At 59.2% G+C, this 18227-nt stretch carries 21 protein-coding genes; 13 read left to right on the forward strand and 8 right to left on the reverse strand.

What is annotated here, in order from left to right:
• Positions 1-19: 19 nt before the first annotated feature.
• Together GOW40_RS06750 and GOW40_RS06755 are read right to left on the reverse strand one after the other, a co-directional pair.
• Positions 20-925: an ADP-ribosylglycohydrolase family protein gene (locus tag GOW40_RS06750; RefSeq protein ID WP_171132870.1), complete on the reverse strand. Its 906-nt coding sequence runs from the start codon at positions 923-925 to the stop codon at positions 20-22.
• Between the two features lie 101 nt (positions 926-1026).
• Positions 1027-1734, reverse strand: a complete 708-nt coding sequence (locus GOW40_RS06755) for a GntR family transcriptional regulator (protein ID WP_171230909.1) — start codon at positions 1732-1734, stop codon at positions 1027-1029.
• A 127-nt stretch (positions 1735-1861) separates the two neighbouring features.
• Here GOW40_RS06755 and GOW40_RS06760 point away from each other — a divergent pair, with 127 nt between their 5' ends.
• From GOW40_RS06760 to GOW40_RS06795, 8 genes are all read left to right on the forward strand, one after another.
• A complete protein-coding gene (locus GOW40_RS06760) occupies positions 1862-2149 on the forward strand; it encodes a UxaA family hydrolase (protein WP_171103771.1) in 288 nt (95 codons plus the stop codon).
• On the forward strand, positions 2112-3335 hold the full coding sequence (locus tag GOW40_RS06765; RefSeq protein WP_305848782.1) for a UxaA family hydrolase: 1224 nt from the start codon (positions 2112-2114) through the stop codon (positions 3333-3335). The genes GOW40_RS06760 and GOW40_RS06765 overlap by 38 nt, the downstream gene beginning before the upstream one ends.
• 113 nt (positions 3336-3448) lie before the next feature.
• Positions 3449-4438 carry an Ldh family oxidoreductase gene (locus GOW40_RS06770; RefSeq protein ID WP_254444355.1) on the forward strand — a complete coding sequence of 330 codons (990 nt, stop codon included), beginning with the start codon at positions 3449-3451 and terminating at the stop codon, positions 4436-4438.
• 165 nt (positions 4439-4603) lie between these two features.
• Positions 4604-4984, forward strand: a complete 381-nt coding sequence (pcaC, locus tag GOW40_RS06775; protein ID WP_171103775.1) for a 4-carboxymuconolactone decarboxylase — start codon at positions 4604-4606, stop codon at positions 4982-4984.
• Positions 4981-5709: a protocatechuate 3,4-dioxygenase subunit beta gene (gene pcaH, locus GOW40_RS06780; protein ID WP_171132871.1), complete on the forward strand. Its 729-nt coding sequence runs from the start codon at positions 4981-4983 to the stop codon at positions 5707-5709. The genes pcaC and pcaH overlap by 4 nt, the downstream gene beginning before the upstream one ends.
• A 1-nt stretch (position 5710) precedes the next feature.
• Complete coding sequence (gene pcaG, locus GOW40_RS06785) at positions 5711-6331, forward strand: protocatechuate 3,4-dioxygenase subunit alpha (RefSeq protein ID WP_171132872.1); 621 nt, start codon at positions 5711-5713, stop codon at positions 6329-6331.
• 72 nt (positions 6332-6403) lie between these two features.
• Positions 6404-7255 carry a 3-keto-5-aminohexanoate cleavage protein gene (locus GOW40_RS06790; protein WP_171132873.1) on the forward strand — a complete coding sequence of 284 codons (852 nt, stop codon included), beginning with the start codon at positions 6404-6406 and terminating at the stop codon, positions 7253-7255.
• Between the two features lie 4 nt (positions 7256-7259).
• Positions 7260-8570 carry a lyase family protein gene (locus GOW40_RS06795; protein ID WP_171136675.1) on the forward strand — a complete coding sequence of 437 codons (1311 nt, stop codon included), beginning with the start codon at positions 7260-7262 and terminating at the stop codon, positions 8568-8570.
• A 51-nt stretch (positions 8571-8621) separates the two neighbouring features.
• On the opposite strand, the gene GOW40_RS06800 is transcribed toward GOW40_RS06795, so the two are convergent.
• Entirely contained in the window at positions 8622-9791 is a 1170-nt protein-coding gene (locus GOW40_RS06800) for a zinc ABC transporter substrate-binding protein (protein ID WP_171132875.1), read from the reverse strand.
• A gap of 56 nt (positions 9792-9847) precedes the next feature.
• Between GOW40_RS06800 and GOW40_RS06805 the strand changes: the two genes are divergently transcribed.
• The 5 genes from GOW40_RS06805 (at position 9848) to GOW40_RS06825 (ending at position 13929) form a co-directional block, all read left to right on the forward strand.
• The gene (locus GOW40_RS06805) at positions 9848-10360 is read left to right on the forward strand and encodes a transcriptional repressor (RefSeq protein WP_171103789.1); all 513 of its coding nucleotides are present in this window, start codon (positions 9848-9850) and stop codon (positions 10358-10360) included.
• 2 nt (positions 10361-10362) lie between these two features.
• Positions 10363-11094, forward strand: coding sequence for a metal ABC transporter ATP-binding protein (locus GOW40_RS06810; protein WP_171230910.1), 732 nt, complete (start codon positions 10363-10365; stop codon positions 11092-11094).
• Positions 11094-11891 carry an iron chelate uptake ABC transporter family permease subunit gene (locus tag GOW40_RS06815; protein ID WP_171103793.1) on the forward strand — a complete coding sequence of 266 codons (798 nt, stop codon included), beginning with the start codon at positions 11094-11096 and terminating at the stop codon, positions 11889-11891. The genes GOW40_RS06810 and GOW40_RS06815 overlap by 1 nt, the downstream gene beginning before the upstream one ends.
• Positions 11892-12079: 188 nt before the next feature.
• Positions 12080-13294, forward strand: coding sequence for a GTP-binding protein (locus GOW40_RS06820; RefSeq protein ID WP_171230911.1), 1215 nt, complete (start codon positions 12080-12082; stop codon positions 13292-13294).
• Complete coding sequence (locus GOW40_RS06825; RefSeq protein WP_171132878.1) at positions 13291-13929, forward strand: DUF1826 domain-containing protein; 639 nt, start codon at positions 13291-13293, stop codon at positions 13927-13929. Before GOW40_RS06820 ends, GOW40_RS06825 begins: the two co-directional genes overlap by 4 nt.
• A 9-nt stretch (positions 13930-13938) precedes the next feature.
• Here the strand turns inward: GOW40_RS06825 and GOW40_RS06830 are convergent, their stop codons facing one another.
• The 5 genes from GOW40_RS06830 to GOW40_RS06850 form a co-directional block, all read right to left on the reverse strand.
• Positions 13939-14847 carry a carbon-nitrogen hydrolase family protein gene (locus tag GOW40_RS06830; protein WP_171136677.1) on the reverse strand — a complete coding sequence of 303 codons (909 nt, stop codon included), beginning with the start codon at positions 14845-14847 and terminating at the stop codon, positions 13939-13941.
• A gap of 43 nt (positions 14848-14890) precedes the next feature.
• Positions 14891-15304 (reverse strand): GFA family protein, encoded by a 414-nt coding sequence (locus GOW40_RS06835; protein ID WP_171103801.1) that lies wholly within the window; start codon positions 15302-15304, stop codon positions 14891-14893.
• 34 nt (positions 15305-15338) lie between these two features.
• Positions 15339-16049: a glutathione S-transferase family protein gene (locus tag GOW40_RS06840; RefSeq protein ID WP_171132880.1), complete on the reverse strand. Its 711-nt coding sequence runs from the start codon at positions 16047-16049 to the stop codon at positions 15339-15341.
• Positions 16046-17224, reverse strand: a complete 1179-nt coding sequence (locus GOW40_RS06845; protein ID WP_171132881.1) for a CaiB/BaiF CoA-transferase family protein — start codon at positions 17222-17224, stop codon at positions 16046-16048. The genes GOW40_RS06840 and GOW40_RS06845 overlap by 4 nt, the downstream gene beginning before the upstream one ends.
• A 91-nt stretch (positions 17225-17315) precedes the next feature.
• Positions 17316-18221, reverse strand: a complete 906-nt coding sequence (locus GOW40_RS06850) for a LysR substrate-binding domain-containing protein (protein WP_171103807.1) — start codon at positions 18219-18221, stop codon at positions 17316-17318.
• Positions 18222-18227 lie beyond the last annotated feature (6 nt).

Genomic DNA, 18227 nt, shown 5'->3' on the forward strand with positions numbered 1-18227 from the left:
GTTTTTTGTGTTCCGCGCCTCAAAGCGCCAGCTGGTCCATCAGATCCGTCACGTCTGACAAACTGTTCAACCGCGCCTCCCAATCCTGTGGCACGCCATAGACGGCACCCGCCACGGCCCCAAGCAGCATGGCGCGGCCACAGCTATCGCCTCCGGCCAGAATGTTGGCACGGATGGCGTCCTGGTAAGAGTTTGTTGTCGACAGGTTATGCAAGATACTCGGCAACCCGTTTTCCAGATCACAGGCCATGCCGAATTCTGCCGTCACATCCTGCGTGCTACGATCTGTGGCCGCGCAGGCCAGTTCCAGTCGCGGCAGGATCGCCGGGTCGGCAGCGGAAAGGCCTGCGGCTACCACCTCGTTGATGGAATGCCCCTCACGCGCCGAGACCAGCATTGCCGTGGCAACCGCGCCATACGCCTCCGCAAGATCAGAGCGGTTGGTGGTGCGGATGGCCTGACGCGCGTGATCTTCTAACCCAGCCGCCACCAGAGCTGGCAGTTTGGCGATGGCCGGCATTTGCACATCCTCGGCCCCTTTGGGCGTATCAGCCTCACCGGCGGCAAGGGCGTTCAGGGTTTCGCGCGTTGCGTGGTCGATATAGCCGCTATAGGTTCCGCCATAGCCGAAATGGGCCCGAAACTCGGCATTATACGCCGCCTGGTCATAGCGGCCGCCCGAAGCCGCCAAAGCGCGCAACAGGACCATCGTTTGTTCCCCATATTGCGTCAGGTCGCCCGGCTGTTTCAGCGGATGGGCGAAATACGACGGGACTCCTTCGAAGTCCTTTGCATTGGTCGCACGGAATTCGGGTTCACCCAGCGCCAATTGCGCGATCCGTGGCTGATCGTAAAGCCAATGCAACCCCAATGAGGCCGCGTCGGCGACCAGCGCTCCGACAACAAGATCGCGTTTTGTGTTCATGACCCTCGCCTTTGTCCTTGCACCCGGTGACACCCCTATGCTGCCAGTGTGCCGTCACGCGAGACGGCAAGTAAAGCCACCATTTGTGTCCGCCGTTGGGCTCAAAGGGAATCCAGGCTGACGGAATAAGTCACGTCGTCGGTGACAAACCGACTGGTGCGCAATTCGACAACACGGCCCAGCAAATCCTTGCCTTCGCGCTTGCCGATCAGAACTGGGGTGCCGGTGCGCAGACCCAAAGCTTTGGCGGTTGCCTTGTCTGCAAGGCCTGCGCTCAGATCGTCTTTGGCCGAGATGACAATGCAGGAATAGGCCTGTTGAAACAGCACATAGAGCGTGTTGGGCAGGGGGGCGCGTTCCAAAAGTCCCGGGAAAAGATCGGTGGATACGACACAGGTTTCCAGACACAGCGGCTTGTCGTTGAAATTCCGCACCCGGTCGATCTGAAACACCTCTTGCGGGGCGCCAAACAGGCTGTAGCGCTCGGCCGGGGTGGCGGCGCGGCGCGATACAGTTTCAGACCCCAGTGTCGGAGCGACCTGATTGCCTGCAGCATCACGCATGCGAAAAAAGTGAAACAGCGAGTTTTCAGGCGTGCGCAACGCCACGAACGTGCCACGCCCCTGACGGCGCTTGACGATTCCTTTTGCTTCCAGCTCGCTCAGCGCTTTTCTTGCGGTGCCCTGGCTGACTCCCAGCTCGGCCGCGATATCAAACTCGCTTGGCAGCATCGTGCCCGGCGGGTACCGGCCATCAGCGACCCGCGCGATTATCTCATTGTAAACAGACTGATAGAGCGGTGTCGTCATCGGGTTTCCTCGGTCTGCCTTGCTATCAGATATGCGCGCGTATGTTCAATGATCTATATTGACTCTTATATAAGAGTAAACATATAAGTAAGACCGGATTTGGAATTTTGCAAAAGGAAAAAAGGACATGGCGATACCGCAATTGCTGGTCCATGATCACGAGGACAATGTCGGCGTGGTTGTGGTGGAAGGCTTGACCGCCGGAACGGAAATGCTCTGCGTGGTGACGCATGACAATTCCGATTTCAAACTGACCGCCAACAGCGACATCCCCATCGGCCACAAGGTTGCGCTGAAGCCGCTGAGCGAAGGCGATACCGTGATCAAATACGGTGAAGATATCGGGCGTATGGTCGGATCTGCTGGTGTGGGCGATCATGTACACACCCACAATTGCAAAACGAAACGGTGGTAAGATCATGGCTTTGGATTTCTCGAACGTAACAGTGAACGCATGGCGCCGCGAAAACGGGCGCGTTGGTGTTCGCAACCATGTGCTGATCCTGCCGGTTGACGATATTTCCAACGCGGCTTGCGAAGCGGTGGCCAATAACGTCAAGGGCACATTGGCGATCCCGCATGCCTATGGCCGTTTGCAATTTGGCGAAGACCTGGACCTGCATTTCCGTACGATCATCGGCACCGGGGCCAACCCCAATGTGGCTGCCGTGGTGGTCATCGGGATCGAGCCGGAATGGACCAAGGTGATCGTCGACGGCATCGCCAAGACCGGCAAACCGGTCGAAGGTTTCTCGATCGAGCAAAAGGGCGACTTTGAGACCATTCGCCAGGCCAGCTGGAAGGCCAAGGAATATGTCCATTGGGCAACCGAGCTGCAAAAAGAACCCTGCCCGATCAACGAGCTGTGGGTTTCAACCAAATGCGGTGAAAGCGACACAACGACCGGCCTGTCATCCTGCCCGACCGTAGGCAACGTGTATGACAAGCTGCTGCCCCATGGCCTGACCGGGTTCTTTGGTGAAACATCCGAGATCACCGGGGCCGAGCATATCTGCGAGAAACGCGCCGCCACTCCCGAAGCGGCAGCCAAGTTCAAGCAGATCTGGCAGGCCTATACTGACGACGTCATTTTTGCGCACCAAACTGACGATCTGTCAGACAGCCAGCCCACCAAAGGCAACATTTTGGGCGGGTTGACGACCATCGAAGAAAAAGCCCTGGGCAATTTGGAAAAGATCGGGCGGACTTCGACCTATATCGACGCTATTGGTCCCGCAGAAGCACCTGAAAAAGGGCCGGGTCTGTACTTCATGGACAGTTCATCAGCAGCGGCAGAATGTGTGACTCTGATGGCTGCTGGCGGTGCGGTGATCCACACCTTCCCGACGGGGCAGGGCAATGTTGTCGGCAACCCAATCGTTCCGGTGATCAAGATCTCGGGCAACCCGCGTACCCTGCGCACCATGGGCGAACATATCGATCTGGATGTGACCGGTATTCTGACCCGTGAAATGACCATTGAAGAGGCCGGCGACGCGCTGATTGAGATGATCCGCCGCACCGCCAATGGCCGCCACACCGCTGCCGAAGCGTTGGGGCATCGCGAGTTTTCCATGACCAAGCTCTATCGCTCGGCATAGGATCGGTTGCACCGCACAGGACAGGCCCAGCCCGGTGGACAATCGGGCTGGGATTTTTCACGTTTGGGGCGGGGCAGGCGCGCAAGGACAGGAGATTTGTTCTGGAACACAGATTGAAGATCGAAGAGGCCGAGGATCTGGTAACCAAGGCGCTGGTCGCCAATTTCGTGTCCGAGCGAAACGCGCGCTCGGTCGCCAAAGCACTGGTCGCAGCAGAGGTTGACGGCCAGGCCGGGCACGGATTCTCGCGCGTTGCCTCCTATGCAGCACAGGCGAGGTCGGGCAAGGTTGCAGGTGCGGTCTGTCCAACGGTTTCGGCCGCGGGCCCTGCTGTCTTGCGGGTGGATGCCGGGTTTGGCTTTGCCTATCCCGCCATCGATCTGGCCGTCGACGAGTTGACCAAGCTAAGCAAGACCACCGGCATTGCGGCTGCGGCGATTACCCGTTCGCATCATTGCGGCCAATTGGGCGCGCATGTGGAACGGCTTGCTGAGAACGGGCTGGTTGCGCTGATGGTGGCGAATACACCCAAGGCCATGGCGCCCTGGGGTGGCAACGCGGCCTTGTTTGGAACAAATCCCATAGCCTTTGCCGCCCCGCAAGGTGAGGGCGCGCCACTGGTCATTGATCTGTCACTGTCAAAGATCGCGCGCGGCAAGGTGATGGCGGCCAAGAAAAAGGGCGAGCCGATCCCCGAAGGCTGGGCGCTGGATGCTGACGGCAACCCCACAACCGACCCGGATGCCGCACTTTCGGGCATGATGCTGCCCATGGGTGATGCAAAGGGATCGGCCCTGGCGCTGATCGTCGAAATACTCGCCGCGACCCTGACAGGAGCGAATACCAGCGCGCAGGCCAGTTCGTTTTTCGAGGCTGAGGGCGCGCCTCCGGGCGTGGGTCAGTTCATCATCGCGATTGACCCAGGGTGCGTCAGCGGCGCGCCTTTCGCAGCACAGCTTGCGGCTCTGGCCGGTCAGATCGAAGCACAGGACGGTGCAAGACTGCCGGGCACACGCCGCGTGCAGGCACGTCGCGAGGCTCGTGATCGGGGGGTTGTGGTGCCTGACCACCTTTGGGGTGAGTTAAGCCAAACAGACAGCTGAAATCCTTTCTGCCGTGATCTCTCAAAATGGGCAGCGGTGGTCGAACAAGCTGGTGTGGCCCGATATTCTGTCTTTTAAGCGCGTTGGAAAACTGTTTTTGTGTGAGTGGCCAGACACCTGACACCTCTGCTGTCTTGAGGCAGGGCTCATAAAAGGAGCACATCAATGGCAGATCGTTACCAGCTAGGAATGCGAACGCGAAGATCTGTTTTGGGCAAAGCACATGTTGAGCGTGCCGAAATGGAGAAAACCGAATTCGACGCGCCGTTCCAGAGCTTGATCACCGAAGGTGCTTGGGGGACCGTCTGGTCTGATACCACGATCAGCCAACGCGACCGCTCGATGCTGACACTCGCCCTGTTGGCAGCGATGGGGAATTTCGAGGAAATTCCCATGCATATCCGCGCCACTGCCAACACCGGGGCGTCCAAAGACGACGTTATGCAGGCTTTCTTGCATGTCGCGATCTATGCGGGCGTACCCAAAGCCAATCATGCCATCAAAATCGCCAAACAAACCTATGCCGAGATGGAGGAGCCATCATGACGAAGCCAGGCGAGTTCTATCCGCGAAACCGAGATATTCATCCTGTGTCGCTGTCGCCCGGGTACAAGTCTTCGGTGACGCGCAGCCCGCGTTTGGCACTGGTGTCTCTGCAGAGCACGATATCAGAACAGACCGGGCCGGTATTTGGCGCCGATGATATTGACGCTGGCGATAACGATCTTCTGACCAACTATGCCGCGCCGGGCCAAAGCCCTATTGGTGAACGTATTATTCTTCACGGTCACGTATTGGACGAAAACGTGCGGCCTGTTCCGAACACGCTGGTCGAGATTTGGCAAGCAAATGCGGGCGGGCGCTATAGGCACAAGAAAGACACTTACCTTGCGCCCATTGACCCCAACTTCGGCGGTTGTGGACGGACATTGACCGATGAAAACGGGTATTTCTTTTTCCGCACTGTAATGCCGGGCGCTTATCCGTGGCGCAATCATGCAAACAACTGGCGGCCCGCGCATATACATGTCTCGATCTTTGGATCGGGTTTTGCACAGCGGCTGATTACGCAATGCTATTTCGAAGGCGATCCTTTGATACCGCTCTGCCCCATCGTGCAGACGATCCCGGATCAAAACGCGATTGAGCAGCTTGTGGCCAGGCTGGACCTGAACGCCACAATTCCGCTGGATAGCGTTGCTTATAAGTTCGACATTATTCTGCGCGGTCGCCGTTCGACTTTGTTCGAAAACCGTCCCGAGGGGAACTGACATGGTACAGGCGCTTAAGTATCTCAGCGAAACCGCATCGCAGACGGCGGGTCCCTATGTCCATATCGGCCTTTCGCCCGGCGCGGCGGGGTTTGATATTTACCGGCAAGAACTGGGTCATGACATCTGTGGACCGAATGCCAAAGGCGAGCGTATTCGGGTCACCGGCGTTATCATCGACGGGACGGGGGCACCCATCAAGGATGCGATGCTTGAGGTCTGGCAGGCCAATGCCGACGGGGTCTATGCGCATCCCGGTGGTGGAGGACCGGTTGAGGACGGGTTTCGCGGCTGGGGTCGCGTCATTACCGATTTCGAAACCGGTGAATGGACCTTCGAGTCCGTGAAGCCAGGTAATACCGCTGGCAGCGCTGGCACTCCGCAGGCGCCCCATCTCAACCTTTGGATTGTCGCGCGGGGTATCAATGTCGGCCTGAACACAAGAATGTATTTTGCTGACGAGGCCGAAGCAAATACCATCGACCCCGTGCTCAATCTGATTGAGTGGGAGAGCCGCCGCGCCACTCTTATCGCTGATCGGGATGTACTTGGGGATTTACCAACCTATCGTTTCGATATTCGACTTCAGGGCGACAATGAGACGGTCTTTTTTGATGTTTAGAAAAAACCGGCTACGTTTGGTTTCCGTTCGAACCCGATGCGATACGGTTCGGCACAAACAGGAAACGACATGATGACCGCAAGTCAGCCAAAACCTTGTATCATTTGTGTTGCCATCACCGGTTCGGTGCCGCGCAAGTCCGACAACCCCGCTGTTCCCATTTCGGTCTTGGAGCAGATCGAAAGTACTCAGGAGGCGTTTGAAGCGGGGGCCTCGATCGCACATCTCCATGTTCGCAATGACGATGAGACCCCCACATCAGACCCGGACAAGTTTGCAGCGTTACAAGATGGTCTGAAGAAACACTGCCCCGGCATGATCGTTCAAATGTCGACGGGCGGCAGGTCCGGTGCCGGGCAGGCACGCGGTGGGATGTTGCCATTACGGCCAGACATGGCATCGCTCACGGTTGGGTCGAACAACTTTCCGACCCGCGTTTACGAGAACCCGCCTGATCTGGTTGCATGGCTCGCCTCAGAGATGCGGACCTATGAGGTCAAGCCCGAGATTGAAGCCTTTGACCTGAGCCATATCTTCAGAGCCAAGGAAATGGCTGACGCCCAAGAGCTGCTTGGCACCCCGTATGTACAATTTGTTATGGGGGTAAAGAACGCAATGCCAGTCGACCGCCTTGTCTTCGATTTCTATGTGCAAACAGTGCACCGATTGTTCGGCTCGGACGCACCGTGGTGTGCGGCAGGAATCGGGCGTCATCAAATCACGCTGAACGAATGGGCAATCTCGGCAGGGGGGCATGCGAGGACCGGGCTGGAGGACAACGTTCGGCTTGATCGGGAGACATTGGCTCCGTCAAATGCCGCTTTGGTAGAGCGCACAATCGAGATTTGCGAGAAACACGAGCGTCCTGTGGCAACTTGGCGCCAGGCCCGAGACATTCTGGGCCTTCGGCCCGTAGCGGCCTGATCCGATGACAGGTGCTCTGAATGCTTTGACTGCCCCGATTTTTGGGCACGGGCCGACACGTGCGCATTTCGGCGATGGTGCTATTGCCGAAGCGATGCTGCGAGTCGAGGTGGCTTTGGCACAGGCACAGGCCTCGCTTGGGTTTGTTCCGAACGCTGCAGCTGCCGAAATATCTGCGTTGAAACTGCCGGGTTCCGTGACCGAGGATCTGACGATTGGGGTCGCGCAAGCAGGGGTTCCGGTTCCGGCACTTCTGTCTGCGTTGCGCAACCAGCTTTCTGACGAGGCGGCCGACTTTTTGCACTTTGGGGCCACAAGTCAGGATATAGTTGATACAGCCTTCTGTCTTTGTGCACAGGCAGCGTTGGATGATCTGGCCGATTTGCTGACCGATTTGGTCGACTTGCTGCACGATCTCTCTCAGACTCACGACAAGACCCTTATGTTGGCGCGGACACGCGGGCAACTGGCGACACCAATCACCTTCGGCCTACGCGCCGCGCAATGGGCGCAGCCTTTGGTCAGCGCCGAGGCGGATCTGAGCGAGCTCAGAGCCGGGGCGCTGCGCATACAGCTGGGCGGCGCTTCTGGCAGTCGATCAGCGTTTAGGGGTTCGGAAGACGATGTGGCCCGTGCGATGGCCGCACAATTGAACTTGAGCGATGGTCCGCCATGGCACACCGATCGAAGCGGTGTTCAGAAACTGTCGGCCTGGTTGATGCAGGTTGTGAGCGCCATTGGAAAGATCGGGCGCGATGTCAGCATTGCCACGCGTGGTGAGATTTCCGAGTTGCGGCTTGCGCAAGGGGGGGCGTCTTCGACCATGCCGCACAAGTCCAATCCGGTGCTTGCTGAGATGCTTCAATCACTTGTGCCGGTTGCAACGGGATATCAGGCCGGTTTGGCTGCCAGCACCGTTCATTTGGAAGAGCGCGATGGTGCGAATTGGCCCGTCGAATGGTTGCTCATGCCACTTTTGTTTGAAACCGCCGGAGCAGCGTTGGACCATGGCATCGCGCTGCTGCAGGGGCTTGAGGTCGACGCGACGTCGATGCGTGACAGGGTGGGTTCTGAGCCTGCTGTTCATGCCGAGGCCGCAGTATTTGCATTGGCGGAAACGATGGGCCGGGGGAAGGCGTCGCGCATTGTCAAAGACGCTCTGGCGTCCGGCCAACCCTTGCGACAAGCCCTTGCTGTTCACGGCGCAGTCGACTGGGACAGGGTTTTGTCAGATGCCCCCTATATCACCGCTGCTTCAAAAGTTGCGGATGAAATATTTGCCAAGAGACAAGTACTCCGCCGAGAAACGCGCTGACTTGTAGAGGGTGTGGGTGAGACATCCGGTTTTGCTGTCTCACCCGACGCATTATTGTGGCAGACACTCTGAAAGCGACGCGGCCATGGCCCTGATCAGCTGCGGGTAAAGGTCTGGTCCCGGTGTAAGAGCTGCGCCCTGCGGGTCGATTACACTTGTGCGAGCTTCGGTTCCGTCGAGGACCGTTGATACGATACCGGTGTTGAATTGGGGTTCGGCCAATACGCAATCCACACCTTCATCCCGGATGCGCGCCTGAATCTCGGCAATGCGGGCAGGGCTGGGGTCAGAGGCGTCGCCGATCGAAATGGCACCAGCGGCGGGAAAATCGAACGCGTCCTCAAAATACTGATAGGCGTCGTGGAACACGATAAAGCTACCACCGCGTACCGGGTCCAATGTCTGCGCGACCTCGGCAGACAGCGCAGCCATTTCTTCGCGCGCCGCGGCCGCATTGGCAAAATAGGTTCCGGCGTTATCCGGATCGGCCGCCGACAGCTGTGCCGCGATCACGTTCAGCCATGTTTCGGCATTCGCCGGAGACAGCCAGGCATGTGGATCATGTTCGCCGTGGTCGTGATGATCATGTTCAGCATGATCGTCATGCCCATCGTGATCGTCATGCCCATCGTGATGGTCATGCTCAGCGTGTTCCTCATGATCATGGTCGTGATGCTCGTCGCCATGCGCCGCTTCATCTTCATGATCATGGTGGTCATGGTCTTTGTCTTCTGCGTGTTCTTCGTGATCGTGATCATCATGCGCGTGCTCATCACCGTGATCGCTATGGTCGTCGTGGTCGTCGTGGTCGTCATGACCATGATCGTCGTGATCCTCATGGTCTCCGTGGTCATGGGCCTCGAACAGAGCATTTTCGCGGAACTCCAGCAAAACCGTACCATCCGCATCGAGAAGGCTTGTCACGCTGGCACCTTCTGCGAGCGTCTCGATTGCATCCTCAAGCCAAGGTGTCAGATCGTCACCCATCCAGAAGACCAGGTCGGCCTGTTGCAGAGCTGCGGCCTCGGACGGGCGCAGGTTGTATGCATGCGGCGATGCCCCGGGGGGGATGACCAGATCCGGGGTGCCGACTCCATCCATGACACGCGCCACCAGCGAATGCACAGGGGCGATGTCGACCGCAACGTTCGGGACCTCGGCGAGGGCCGTTCCACCCATGAGTGCTGCGGTAATCGATAGTGGAAGAAGCTTTCTGGACATCGGATCCTCTGTGTGATTTTATAACATTATGAGCGACATACATGATATGAAATAACATGACAAGTGACTCCCCCCCTGTTCCAGCCGAAGACACCGCGCCGGTGGGTTTTCAGGCGCATGATCATAAGGCCTGTGTCGCGACCGCGCTGGCGTCGGCAGAAGCACGATGCAAGCAAGATGGGCTGCGCCTGACCGATGTGCGGCGCAAGGTGCTTGAGATGTTGCTGCAAGAGCATCGCGCCCTTGGGGCCTATGCGATTCTTGACCGGCTGCGCGAAGAAGGCTTCGGCTCGCAACCGCCGGTGGCCTATCGCGCGCTCGACTTTCTGGTGCAGAACGGATTTGTCCACAAGATCGAACGTCTGAATGCCTTTGTGGCCTGTTCCCATCCCGGGGCCACGCATTCGCCAGCGTTCATGATTTGTCGAAAATGCGATGCGGTGGCCGAGGCACAGTCAGCCCCGGCCAAAGGCGCATTGGGTGCCGCCGCGCGCGCCGCCGGGTTCGAGATCGAACGCACGGTTGTCGAGGCCGAAGGCCTGTGCCCCGACTGCACTGAAAAGGCTTAAGAATGAGCCTGATCAAGGTCGAAAACCTCAGCGTCCGATATGGCGCCAATACGGTTCTGAGTCATGTCGAGATGACCATCGAACCGGGTGAGATCGTCACGATCGTAGGCCCGAACGGGTCGGGCAAGACAAGCTTGTTGCGTGCGATAATCGGGGCGACCAAACCTTCTGCGGGGCAGGTGGCGCTGAAGCCTGGATTGAAGATCGGCTATGTGCCGCAGAAACTGCATATTGATCCCACGCTGCCCATCTCGGTCGAGCGGTTCATGCGTCTGACCGACCGGGTGTCGCGGAACGACTGTGCTGCGGCGCTTGAGGCCGCAGGCGTGCCTGACTTGCTGCTGCGGCAGATGTCACAATTGTCGGGCGGGCAGTTCCAGCGCGTGATGCTGGCCCGGGCGCTGATCAACCAGCCCGAGGTTTTGTTGTTGGACGAGGCCACGCAAGGACTGGATCAACCCGGATCTGCCGCGTTTTATCGCCAGATCGAAGAGGTGCGTCGCGAAACCGGCTGTGCCATTCTGATGATCAGCCACGAATTGCACGTGGTCATGAGCGCGTCAGATCGCGTGATCTGCCTCAATGGCCATGTCTGCTGTCAGGGCTCGCCGGCCGTGGTGGCCTCGGCACCGGAATACCGCGCGCTATTCGGAACGGGTACGGGTGGCGCGCTGGCGCTCTATCGGCACGACCATGACCATGATCACGACCACCACCATGAAGCGGCTGAATGATGCTTGATGATTTCATGACACGGGCCACCCTTGCAGGGGTTGGCGTTGCCTTTGCCGCAGCTCCGCTGGGCTGTTTCGTCGTGTGGCGCCGCATGGCCTATTTCGGAGACGCTACGGCGCATGCAGCCATTCTGGGCGTGGCGCTGTCTCTGACCTTTCAAATGTCGATCTTTGCAGGCGCTTTGGCGGTTGCGCTGATCATGGCTTTGACGGTGACGCTGTTGTCGGGGCGGGGCTATGCGATGGATACCTTGCTGGGGGTTCTCGCGCATTCCGCACTTGCCTTTGGGTTGGTTGCGGTGTCGTTCCTGTCGGGCGTACGCATTGATCTGATGGCCTATCTTTTTGGCGATATCCTTGCGGTTTCGCGGTCTGATCTTGTGGTGATCTGGGGCGGGGCCGCGCTTGTCATGGCGCTGCTGGCCTGGCGGTGGTCGCACCTGTTGACGGCCACCCTGAACGAGGAACTGGCCTATGCCAGTGGTTTTAACCCCAAGCGAGAGCAATTGATCCTGACCCTGTCTCTGGCCGTGACGGTTGCCGTGGCGATCAAGGTCGTGGGCGTGTTGCTGATTGCGGCCCTTCTGATCATCCCCGCCGCTGCCGCGCGCAGCCTGGCGCGTTCACCGGAATCGATGGCTCTGATTGCCGCGGCCATCGGGGCGTTCTCTGCGGTTGCGGGCCTCCGGGCCGCTTATGTGTTCGACACGCCAGCGGGGCCCTCGATCGTGTGCGTTGCAGCGGTGATCTTCGCCTGTTTCAGCCTGCTGGGTCTGAACCTGCGGCGCGGGGCTTAACAGGCGGCACCATTGGATTAGAGCGCTGAGGGACTGGACAGTTTCACTTCGCCGCTCTAGAAGTGTTATGTTATCACATAAAATGTAGAGCCAGACATTCCACGCATCCCGGCCAAACCTTCGATCCTGCCTCTGTCCACGCTGGCCCCCATCGTCCCTCACTCAAATTCTAACGGAGTTACCTATCAATGACTGATACCAGACTGCCCGTCACTGTCCTGTCCGGTTTCCTTGGTGCGGGGAAGACCACATTGCTGAACCGCGTTCTCAACAACCGCGAAGGACGTCGGGTGGCGGTGATCGTCAACGATATGTCCGAGGTCAACATCGATGCCGATCTGGTGCGCGCGGATACCGAGCTGAGCCGCACCGATGAGACGCTGGTCGAGATGTCGAATGGCTGTATCTGCTGCACCCTGCGCGACGATCTGCTGCAAGAGGTGCGGCGGCTGGCCGATGAGGGGCGGTTTGACTACCTGCTGATTGAATCCACCGGGATATCGGAACCCTTGCCCGTGGCTGCAACCTTCGATTTTCGCGATGAGCTTGGCGAAAGCCTCTCGGATGTGTCGCGGCTGGATACGATGGTGACGGTGGTCGATGCGGTGAACCTTTTGCAGGACTATTCAAGCCACGATTTCCTGAAGGATCGCGGCGAGACGATGGGCGACGAGGACAATCGCACTCTGGTCGATTTGTTGGTGGAACAGATCGAATTTGCCGATGTGGTGATCCTGAACAAGGTCGCGGATGCCGGGCCCGAGCGCACCGATGCAGCGCGCAAGATCATCCGCAGCCTGAACGCGGATGCCCGGATCATCGAGACCAACCACTCGGATGTGGCCGCCGAGGCGATCCTGGACACAGGCATGTTCGACTTTGAAAAGGCGCATGAGCACCCGATGTGGGCGAAAGAGCTTTATGGGTTTGCCGATCACGTGCCCGAAACAGAAGAATACGGTGTGACAAGCTTTGTCTACCGCGCACGTCAGCCCTTTGAGCCGGAAAAGATCCTTGATGTGCTGAACGGAGACCTGCCGGGTGTGATCCGGGCCAAGGGGCATTTCTGGTTGGCAACGCGCCCCAATTGGGTGGCTGAGTTTTCAATGGCCGGGGCGCTGTCCTCGGTCAAACCTTTGGGCACCTGGTGGGCGTCGGTCCCGAAAGAGCGCTGGCCTGACCACGACAGCGCACGGGCCTATATGCAGGCACATTGGGCCGAGCCCTGGGGCGACCGGCGGCAAGAGATCGTGTTCATCGGTTCGGGCATCGACTGGCCCGTGCTGAAGGCGCGGTTGGATGACTGTCTGGTGCCCGCAGATGTGGCGGCCAACCCAGACGCGCTGCCTTTGGATCTGCCTGATCCGTTTCCCGGCTGGCGCCGCGAAGGGGAAGCAGCATGAGCGTTGCATATGCCGAGATCAAGAACCATTCAGAAGCCGTGCATTTTGCCAAGGCGGCTGACGGCTTGTCCGCCCTTCACGACCCGCAATGCGCGGCAGCGATTTGGAATCGCCCGTTGCCGCAAGGTTTTCAGAACTGGATCGACGGGCTCGACCCGGATCAGTTGCCCGCCACCCGCACCGTGCTGCGCCCCGACGTGATCCGGCAGGCGGTGTCGTATCTTTGCGATGGTGCCGCGATGGAACTCTGTGCTGAGCGCGATTGGTTGATCAGCGACATTGCGGATCTGTCGCAACGCTTTGCCACCATCATGGGTGCGCCTTATCTGCGGCTGCGTTTGGGGGTGATCACCACCAACGCCTGTTGCAAGTTCCATATTGATGCGATCAAGGCGCGGCTGATCTGCACCTATCGCGGCACAGCTACGCAGTATGGGTTCGCGCAAGACGGAGTGGACCCGCGCGATGTTGCCACCGTGCCCACCGGATCCCCGATGGTCATGCGCGGCACGCTTTGGCCTGAAAACCCGGTCTCGAATTTGAAACACCGTTCGCCCCCTATCGCCGGAACCGGCGAAACCCGACTGGTGCTGGTGCTGGATCTGATCTTTGATCTGGAAGAAGACCTCGGTTAGGGACTGATCCTAATCCAGCCTCTGACGGTTATGCGACAGGCTTAGAATATCCCGGCGGCTGTAATGGCCTGCCGGGTCCAGCTTGAGCCGCGCCGAGGTCACCGCATCCAGATCTATCTCGGCGAAAAGGGTGACCTCTTCTCCGACCGCTGGCCCGGCCAGCAGCGCCCCGCCCGGAGCGGCGATCATGCTGCCGCCATCGTTGATCAGGTCGCGCCCTTCGGTAACATATTTCCGCAACGGGAAGCTTTCGGGGATATCAGCGCTGCGCAGCAAGCCCGAGACCGAGACGACATAGACCCGGCCCTCCATCGCGATGAACTGGGTGATATGATCGGTGACGTCCAGATCACCGGGCCAGGTGGCGATATGCAGCTGTTCGCCCTGCTGATAAAGCGCCTGACGGGCCAGGGGCTGCCAGTTCTCATAACAGTTCAGACCGCCGATCCTGACCCCTTTCCATTCCTGCACCGCCAGCCCGTGGCCATCGCCATCGGCCCAGAGCAGCCGCTCATGGAAGGTAGGTTTCAGCTTGCGATGGGCGTTCACCACACCCTTGTCGGGCAGAATGGTGACCAGCGTGGCATAGACCGACCCACCCGAGCCCGCGCGTTCGACAATCCCGGTCATAACAGCTACGCCCAAGGCCGTTGCCTCGGCGCAAATGGCTGCAATTTCGGGCCCGTCGGTGGTGATTGCCGATTTAAGATAGGCCAGATGGCCGATCCGCAACAGCTCATCATTGTGGGCCACTTCGGGCGCGCGCAGCCAGACGGGGTAACCCGACAGGAACACTTCGGGAAACACTACCAGTTCGGCCCCCTGCGTCGCAGCCGCACGCAACAAACTGATCAGCTTGTCGGTGCTGGCTTGCGGATCAAGGAAAACCGGGGCGGCCTGTACCGCGGCTATTTTCATTGCGTTTGCTCCTTGGCACAGGGGCCGCTTGGTCAGGCAAAACTCAGCCCGGGTTTGCGGGCGCCTTTGCCATGTCGTCTGTCAGCTTACTCCAGGGTTGCGATGAATCGCACCAGATTTCGGTGGTTGGTTTCACCCAGCTGCTGTCCGTCAACGTCCCAGCTTTGACGGCGGCCAGATGATCAAAGGCTGGCATCTCCGTGGTCAGGGGCGAGCCGCAATTGCTGCAGAAGTTCCGTGTCACAGGCAGGCCCGATGCGCCATTGACCACATATTGTCTGCGGCTATCACCCGAGAATGAGATTGAGGCGGTAGGAACCAGCACATTGGTGGAATAGCCACATCCGCTTTGCTTTTGGCAATCCGGGCAGTGGCAGACGACCATCATCGCCGGTTCTTCGGCGCTTGAGCTATAGGTGACCTGGCCGCACAGGCAGCTTCCTTCGATCTTGGGCATTGTTCTCTCCGTGTTGGTGGTGGTTTTTCTTCTTTCAGTTGGTCTTTTCTTGGCCTTGCATCAGATGCGCGGCGGATTGGTTGAACAGGGTGGCGTTCTGTTCGGCAGTGGCTTTGCCGGAAAACTGGGCGTCCTTGTGCAGGTTGATGGCGTCGATCACTGCCGGGCGCGTCTTGATCCGTTGGCGCCAGGCGGCGACATTCGGGAAATTGTCCAGCGACACGCCCAAGGGCTTGGCTATAAACGCCCAGGGAAAACACATCATGTCGACAATCGAATAGCGCCCCAGCATATAGTCTTGCCCGTCCAGCCAGGTTTCCATCACAGCTAGCGCGCGCTCAAACTCGCCCTTGTACCGATTGTGGGAATAGGTTTCGCCCTTCGGGCTGTAATTGACAAAATGGCTGAGCTGCCCACCCATCGGGCCCTGATTGGCGGCCTGCCAGAACAGCCATTCGTTGAAAGCGATACGCTCGGTCGGGGTCTGGGGGCCGAATTGGCCGGTGCGCTCGGCCAGATACAGCAGGATTGCGCCGCTTTCGAACACGGTTTGCGGGCCATCCGGGGCGTCATGATCCACGATGGCGGGCATCTTGGCGTTGGGGCTGATAGCGCGGAAGGCGGGGGTCAGCTGGTCGCCTGCGCGCAGGTTCATCAGAACGGTCCGATGCTCCAGCCCCGTTTCGGCCAGCATGATCGCAACCTTCCAGCCATTCGGCGTTGGGGAATAGTAGAAATCGATCATGAAGCATCCGCCAGATCAGAGCGGCCAGCCATGGCGCGGATTTCGTCGGAATGTTCACCCAGTTCTGGCGCAGGGCGCAGATCGATTGCCGGGGTGCCGTGGAACATAGCCGCCGGGCGGGTCTGGCGCAGGCGGCCCGCTGAGGGGTGGTCATATTCGACGATGGTGCCATTGGCCTGCAGTTGCGGGTGCTGCCGCATCTCGCGGCGGGTCAAAACCGGGGCACAGGGCACGCCCGCCTGTTCCAGCGCAGCCAGCAGCGTGTCACGATCCACCTCGCGCACGATGGTTTGGGTCAGATCCAGACGCGCGTCGCGGTTGATGTCGCGCAGCTCGGTGGTCTTGAACCGCTCATCCTCAAGGATGTCGGGCCGACCGGTCGCATGGGCCAGAGCCTCCCAATGCTTGTTCTGCATGATCGAGATGCTGAGATAGCCGCCTTTCACCTCATAGATCAGATCGTGGAAAGACTGGCTCTCTTCTTTCTCCATCTCGTCACCGACAAAAGTATGCCCGTTCATATCCGAGGCCCAGAGGAAGGCCGCAACCGTGTCCAGCATCGACAGAGTGACCTTTTGGCCCTTGCCGGTGCGTTCGCGCGCGAACAGGGCGGCGGTGACGGCCTGGCTGGCCTGCACGGCGGTCAGCTTGTCGGGCAGAATGGTGCGCACCAGGCGTGGGCGTTCTTCATCGCTGCCCGCCTGCACGGTGGTCAGCGCCGAAAGCGCCTGGATCAGCGGGTCATAAACAGGTTTGCCCGACAGCGGCCCATCAAATCCAAAGCCCGAAATCGACATGTAGACCAGGCGCGGGTTGATCGCGCTCAGCACCTCATAGCTCAGGCCCAGCCGGTCCATCACACCGGGGCGGAAGTTCTGGATGAACACATCCGCATCCTTGACCAGCTGCTTGATCATCGCGATATCGTCGGGGTTCTTCAAATCCGCAACGACCGAGCGTTTGTTGCGGTTGTTGTTGAGGTATGAGGCCGAATGCCCGCCGCGCCGGGTGGCGACATGGCGGGTGAAATCGCCATCGGCGCGCTCGATCTTGATCACATCAGCGCCCTGGTCGGCCAGGATCATGGTGCACATCGGGCCCGAAACCACGGCTGTCAGATCCACAACCCGAACACCCGTCAGCGGGCCATGTCTTGGAAGATCGTCGCTTTGCATTGTCACTTGCTCCTGTGATCCTTACCCAGAACGTAACCGTGTCGGGCCACCAAATCGAAGTGCAAAAATCTCAGCAGGAGTTGAAAAAAATTCAACTGCTCTGTTTCATCAGCCAGTCGTGAAACCGTTTTAGATCAGATCGCATCGGCGTGTTGGGGCGCACAATGAAATAGGCCATATTGTCGGCGTCAGCGACATCGAATGGGGCAACCAGACCACCCATATCCAGCAGCGGATCCACCAAAGGGCGTCGCCCCAGCGCGATCCCCAGCCCATCTTGCGCACCTTGGATTGTCAGCTCGTATGTCTCAAGCCCATAGCGTTGATTGGCGGTGGGCAGATCCAGCCCACGGGCGGCGCACCACCGATCCCACTCACCATCGACGGTTGTGTTGACCAGAATGCGCTGCGTTTTCAGCACCTCGTGCAAGGGCGCGCCGTTCAGCTGGTTTGCCAGTGCGCGGGACATGACGGGTATGATCGTCTCGCCCAACAAAGGCTGCGCGATGGTGTCGGGCCAGTCCCCGGTGCCCCGGCGAATGGCCAGATCGACATTCTCGCGCTCCAGATCGACCACCCGGGTCGTGGTGACCAGATTGACCTCAAGATCGGGGTGTTTGCGCTCCAGGTCGGCCAAACGCGGCAGCAACCATCCGGCCGCAAAGGACGGGGTCAGCGTCAACGAGATGCGTTTGCGTCCGGGCATCGACCGGATTGCCTCGGTCGCGCGCAGGATCTCGGACATCGGGCCTTTGATCCGGTCAAAGAACTGGCTGCCATCCGGTGTTAGAAACAGCCGCCCGCGCCGGTTTTCAATCAGACGCACGCCAAGCTCGGCCTCAAGCGATTTGAGTTGATGGCTGATGGACGAAGGCGACACGTTCAGCCGCGCAGCAGCGGCCACCGCGCTGCCGGTCAGGGCAACCTCGTAGAAAGATTTCAGCCCCCCAAAGGGTGGGAAATAGTCTTGCGGATGTGGCGGCTTGGCATTGGGCATTGTGTC

Source organism: Ruegeria sp. HKCCA6707 (assembly GCF_013033515.1).
Taxonomy (GTDB): Bacteria; Pseudomonadota; Alphaproteobacteria; order Rhodobacterales; family Rhodobacteraceae; genus Ruegeria.

Excerpts from the sequence above, each read along its gene's own strand:
- GOW40_RS06750 (WP_171132870.1), bottom strand. The coding sequence starts at position 925 with ATGAACACAAAACGCGATCTTGTTGTCGGAGCGCTGGTCGCCGACGCG.
- GOW40_RS06755 (WP_171230909.1), bottom strand. The coding sequence starts at position 1,734 with ATGACGACACCGCTCTATCAGTCTGTTTACAATGAGATAATCGCGCGG.
- GOW40_RS06760 (WP_171103771.1), top strand. The coding sequence starts at position 1,862 with ATGGCGATACCGCAATTGCTGGTCCATGATCACGAGGACAATGTCGGC.
- GOW40_RS06765 (WP_305848782.1), top strand. The coding sequence starts at position 2,112 with ATGTACACACCCACAATTGCAAAACGAAACGGTGGTAAGATCATGGCT.
- pcaC (WP_171103775.1), top strand. The coding sequence starts at position 4,604 with ATGGCAGATCGTTACCAGCTAGGAATGCGAACGCGAAGATCTGTTTTG.
- pcaH (WP_171132871.1), top strand. The coding sequence starts at position 4,981 with ATGACGAAGCCAGGCGAGTTCTATCCGCGAAACCGAGATATTCATCCT.
- pcaG (WP_171132872.1), top strand. The coding sequence starts at position 5,711 with ATGGTACAGGCGCTTAAGTATCTCAGCGAAACCGCATCGCAGACGGCG.
- GOW40_RS06790 (WP_171132873.1), top strand. The coding sequence starts at position 6,404 with ATGACCGCAAGTCAGCCAAAACCTTGTATCATTTGTGTTGCCATCACC.
- GOW40_RS06795 (WP_171136675.1), top strand. The coding sequence starts at position 7,260 with ATGACAGGTGCTCTGAATGCTTTGACTGCCCCGATTTTTGGGCACGGG.
- GOW40_RS06800 (WP_171132875.1), bottom strand. The coding sequence starts at position 9,791 with ATGTCCAGAAAGCTTCTTCCACTATCGATTACCGCAGCACTCATGGGT.
- GOW40_RS06805 (WP_171103789.1), top strand. The coding sequence starts at position 9,848 with ATGACAAGTGACTCCCCCCCTGTTCCAGCCGAAGACACCGCGCCGGTG.
- GOW40_RS06810 (WP_171230910.1), top strand. The coding sequence starts at position 10,363 with ATGAGCCTGATCAAGGTCGAAAACCTCAGCGTCCGATATGGCGCCAAT.
- GOW40_RS06815 (WP_171103793.1), top strand. The coding sequence starts at position 11,094 with ATGCTTGATGATTTCATGACACGGGCCACCCTTGCAGGGGTTGGCGTT.
- GOW40_RS06820 (WP_171230911.1), top strand. The coding sequence starts at position 12,080 with ATGACTGATACCAGACTGCCCGTCACTGTCCTGTCCGGTTTCCTTGGT.
- GOW40_RS06825 (WP_171132878.1), top strand. The coding sequence starts at position 13,291 with ATGAGCGTTGCATATGCCGAGATCAAGAACCATTCAGAAGCCGTGCAT.
- GOW40_RS06830 (WP_171136677.1), bottom strand. The coding sequence starts at position 14,847 with ATGAAAATAGCCGCGGTACAGGCCGCCCCGGTTTTCCTTGATCCGCAA.
- GOW40_RS06835 (WP_171103801.1), bottom strand. The coding sequence starts at position 15,304 with ATGCCCAAGATCGAAGGAAGCTGCCTGTGCGGCCAGGTCACCTATAGC.
- GOW40_RS06840 (WP_171132880.1), bottom strand. The coding sequence starts at position 16,049 with ATGATCGATTTCTACTATTCCCCAACGCCGAATGGCTGGAAGGTTGCG.
- GOW40_RS06845 (WP_171132881.1), bottom strand. The coding sequence starts at position 17,224 with ATGCAAAGCGACGATCTTCCAAGACATGGCCCGCTGACGGGTGTTCGG.
- GOW40_RS06850 (WP_171103807.1), bottom strand. The coding sequence starts at position 18,221 with ATGCCCAATGCCAAGCCGCCACATCCGCAAGACTATTTCCCACCCTTT.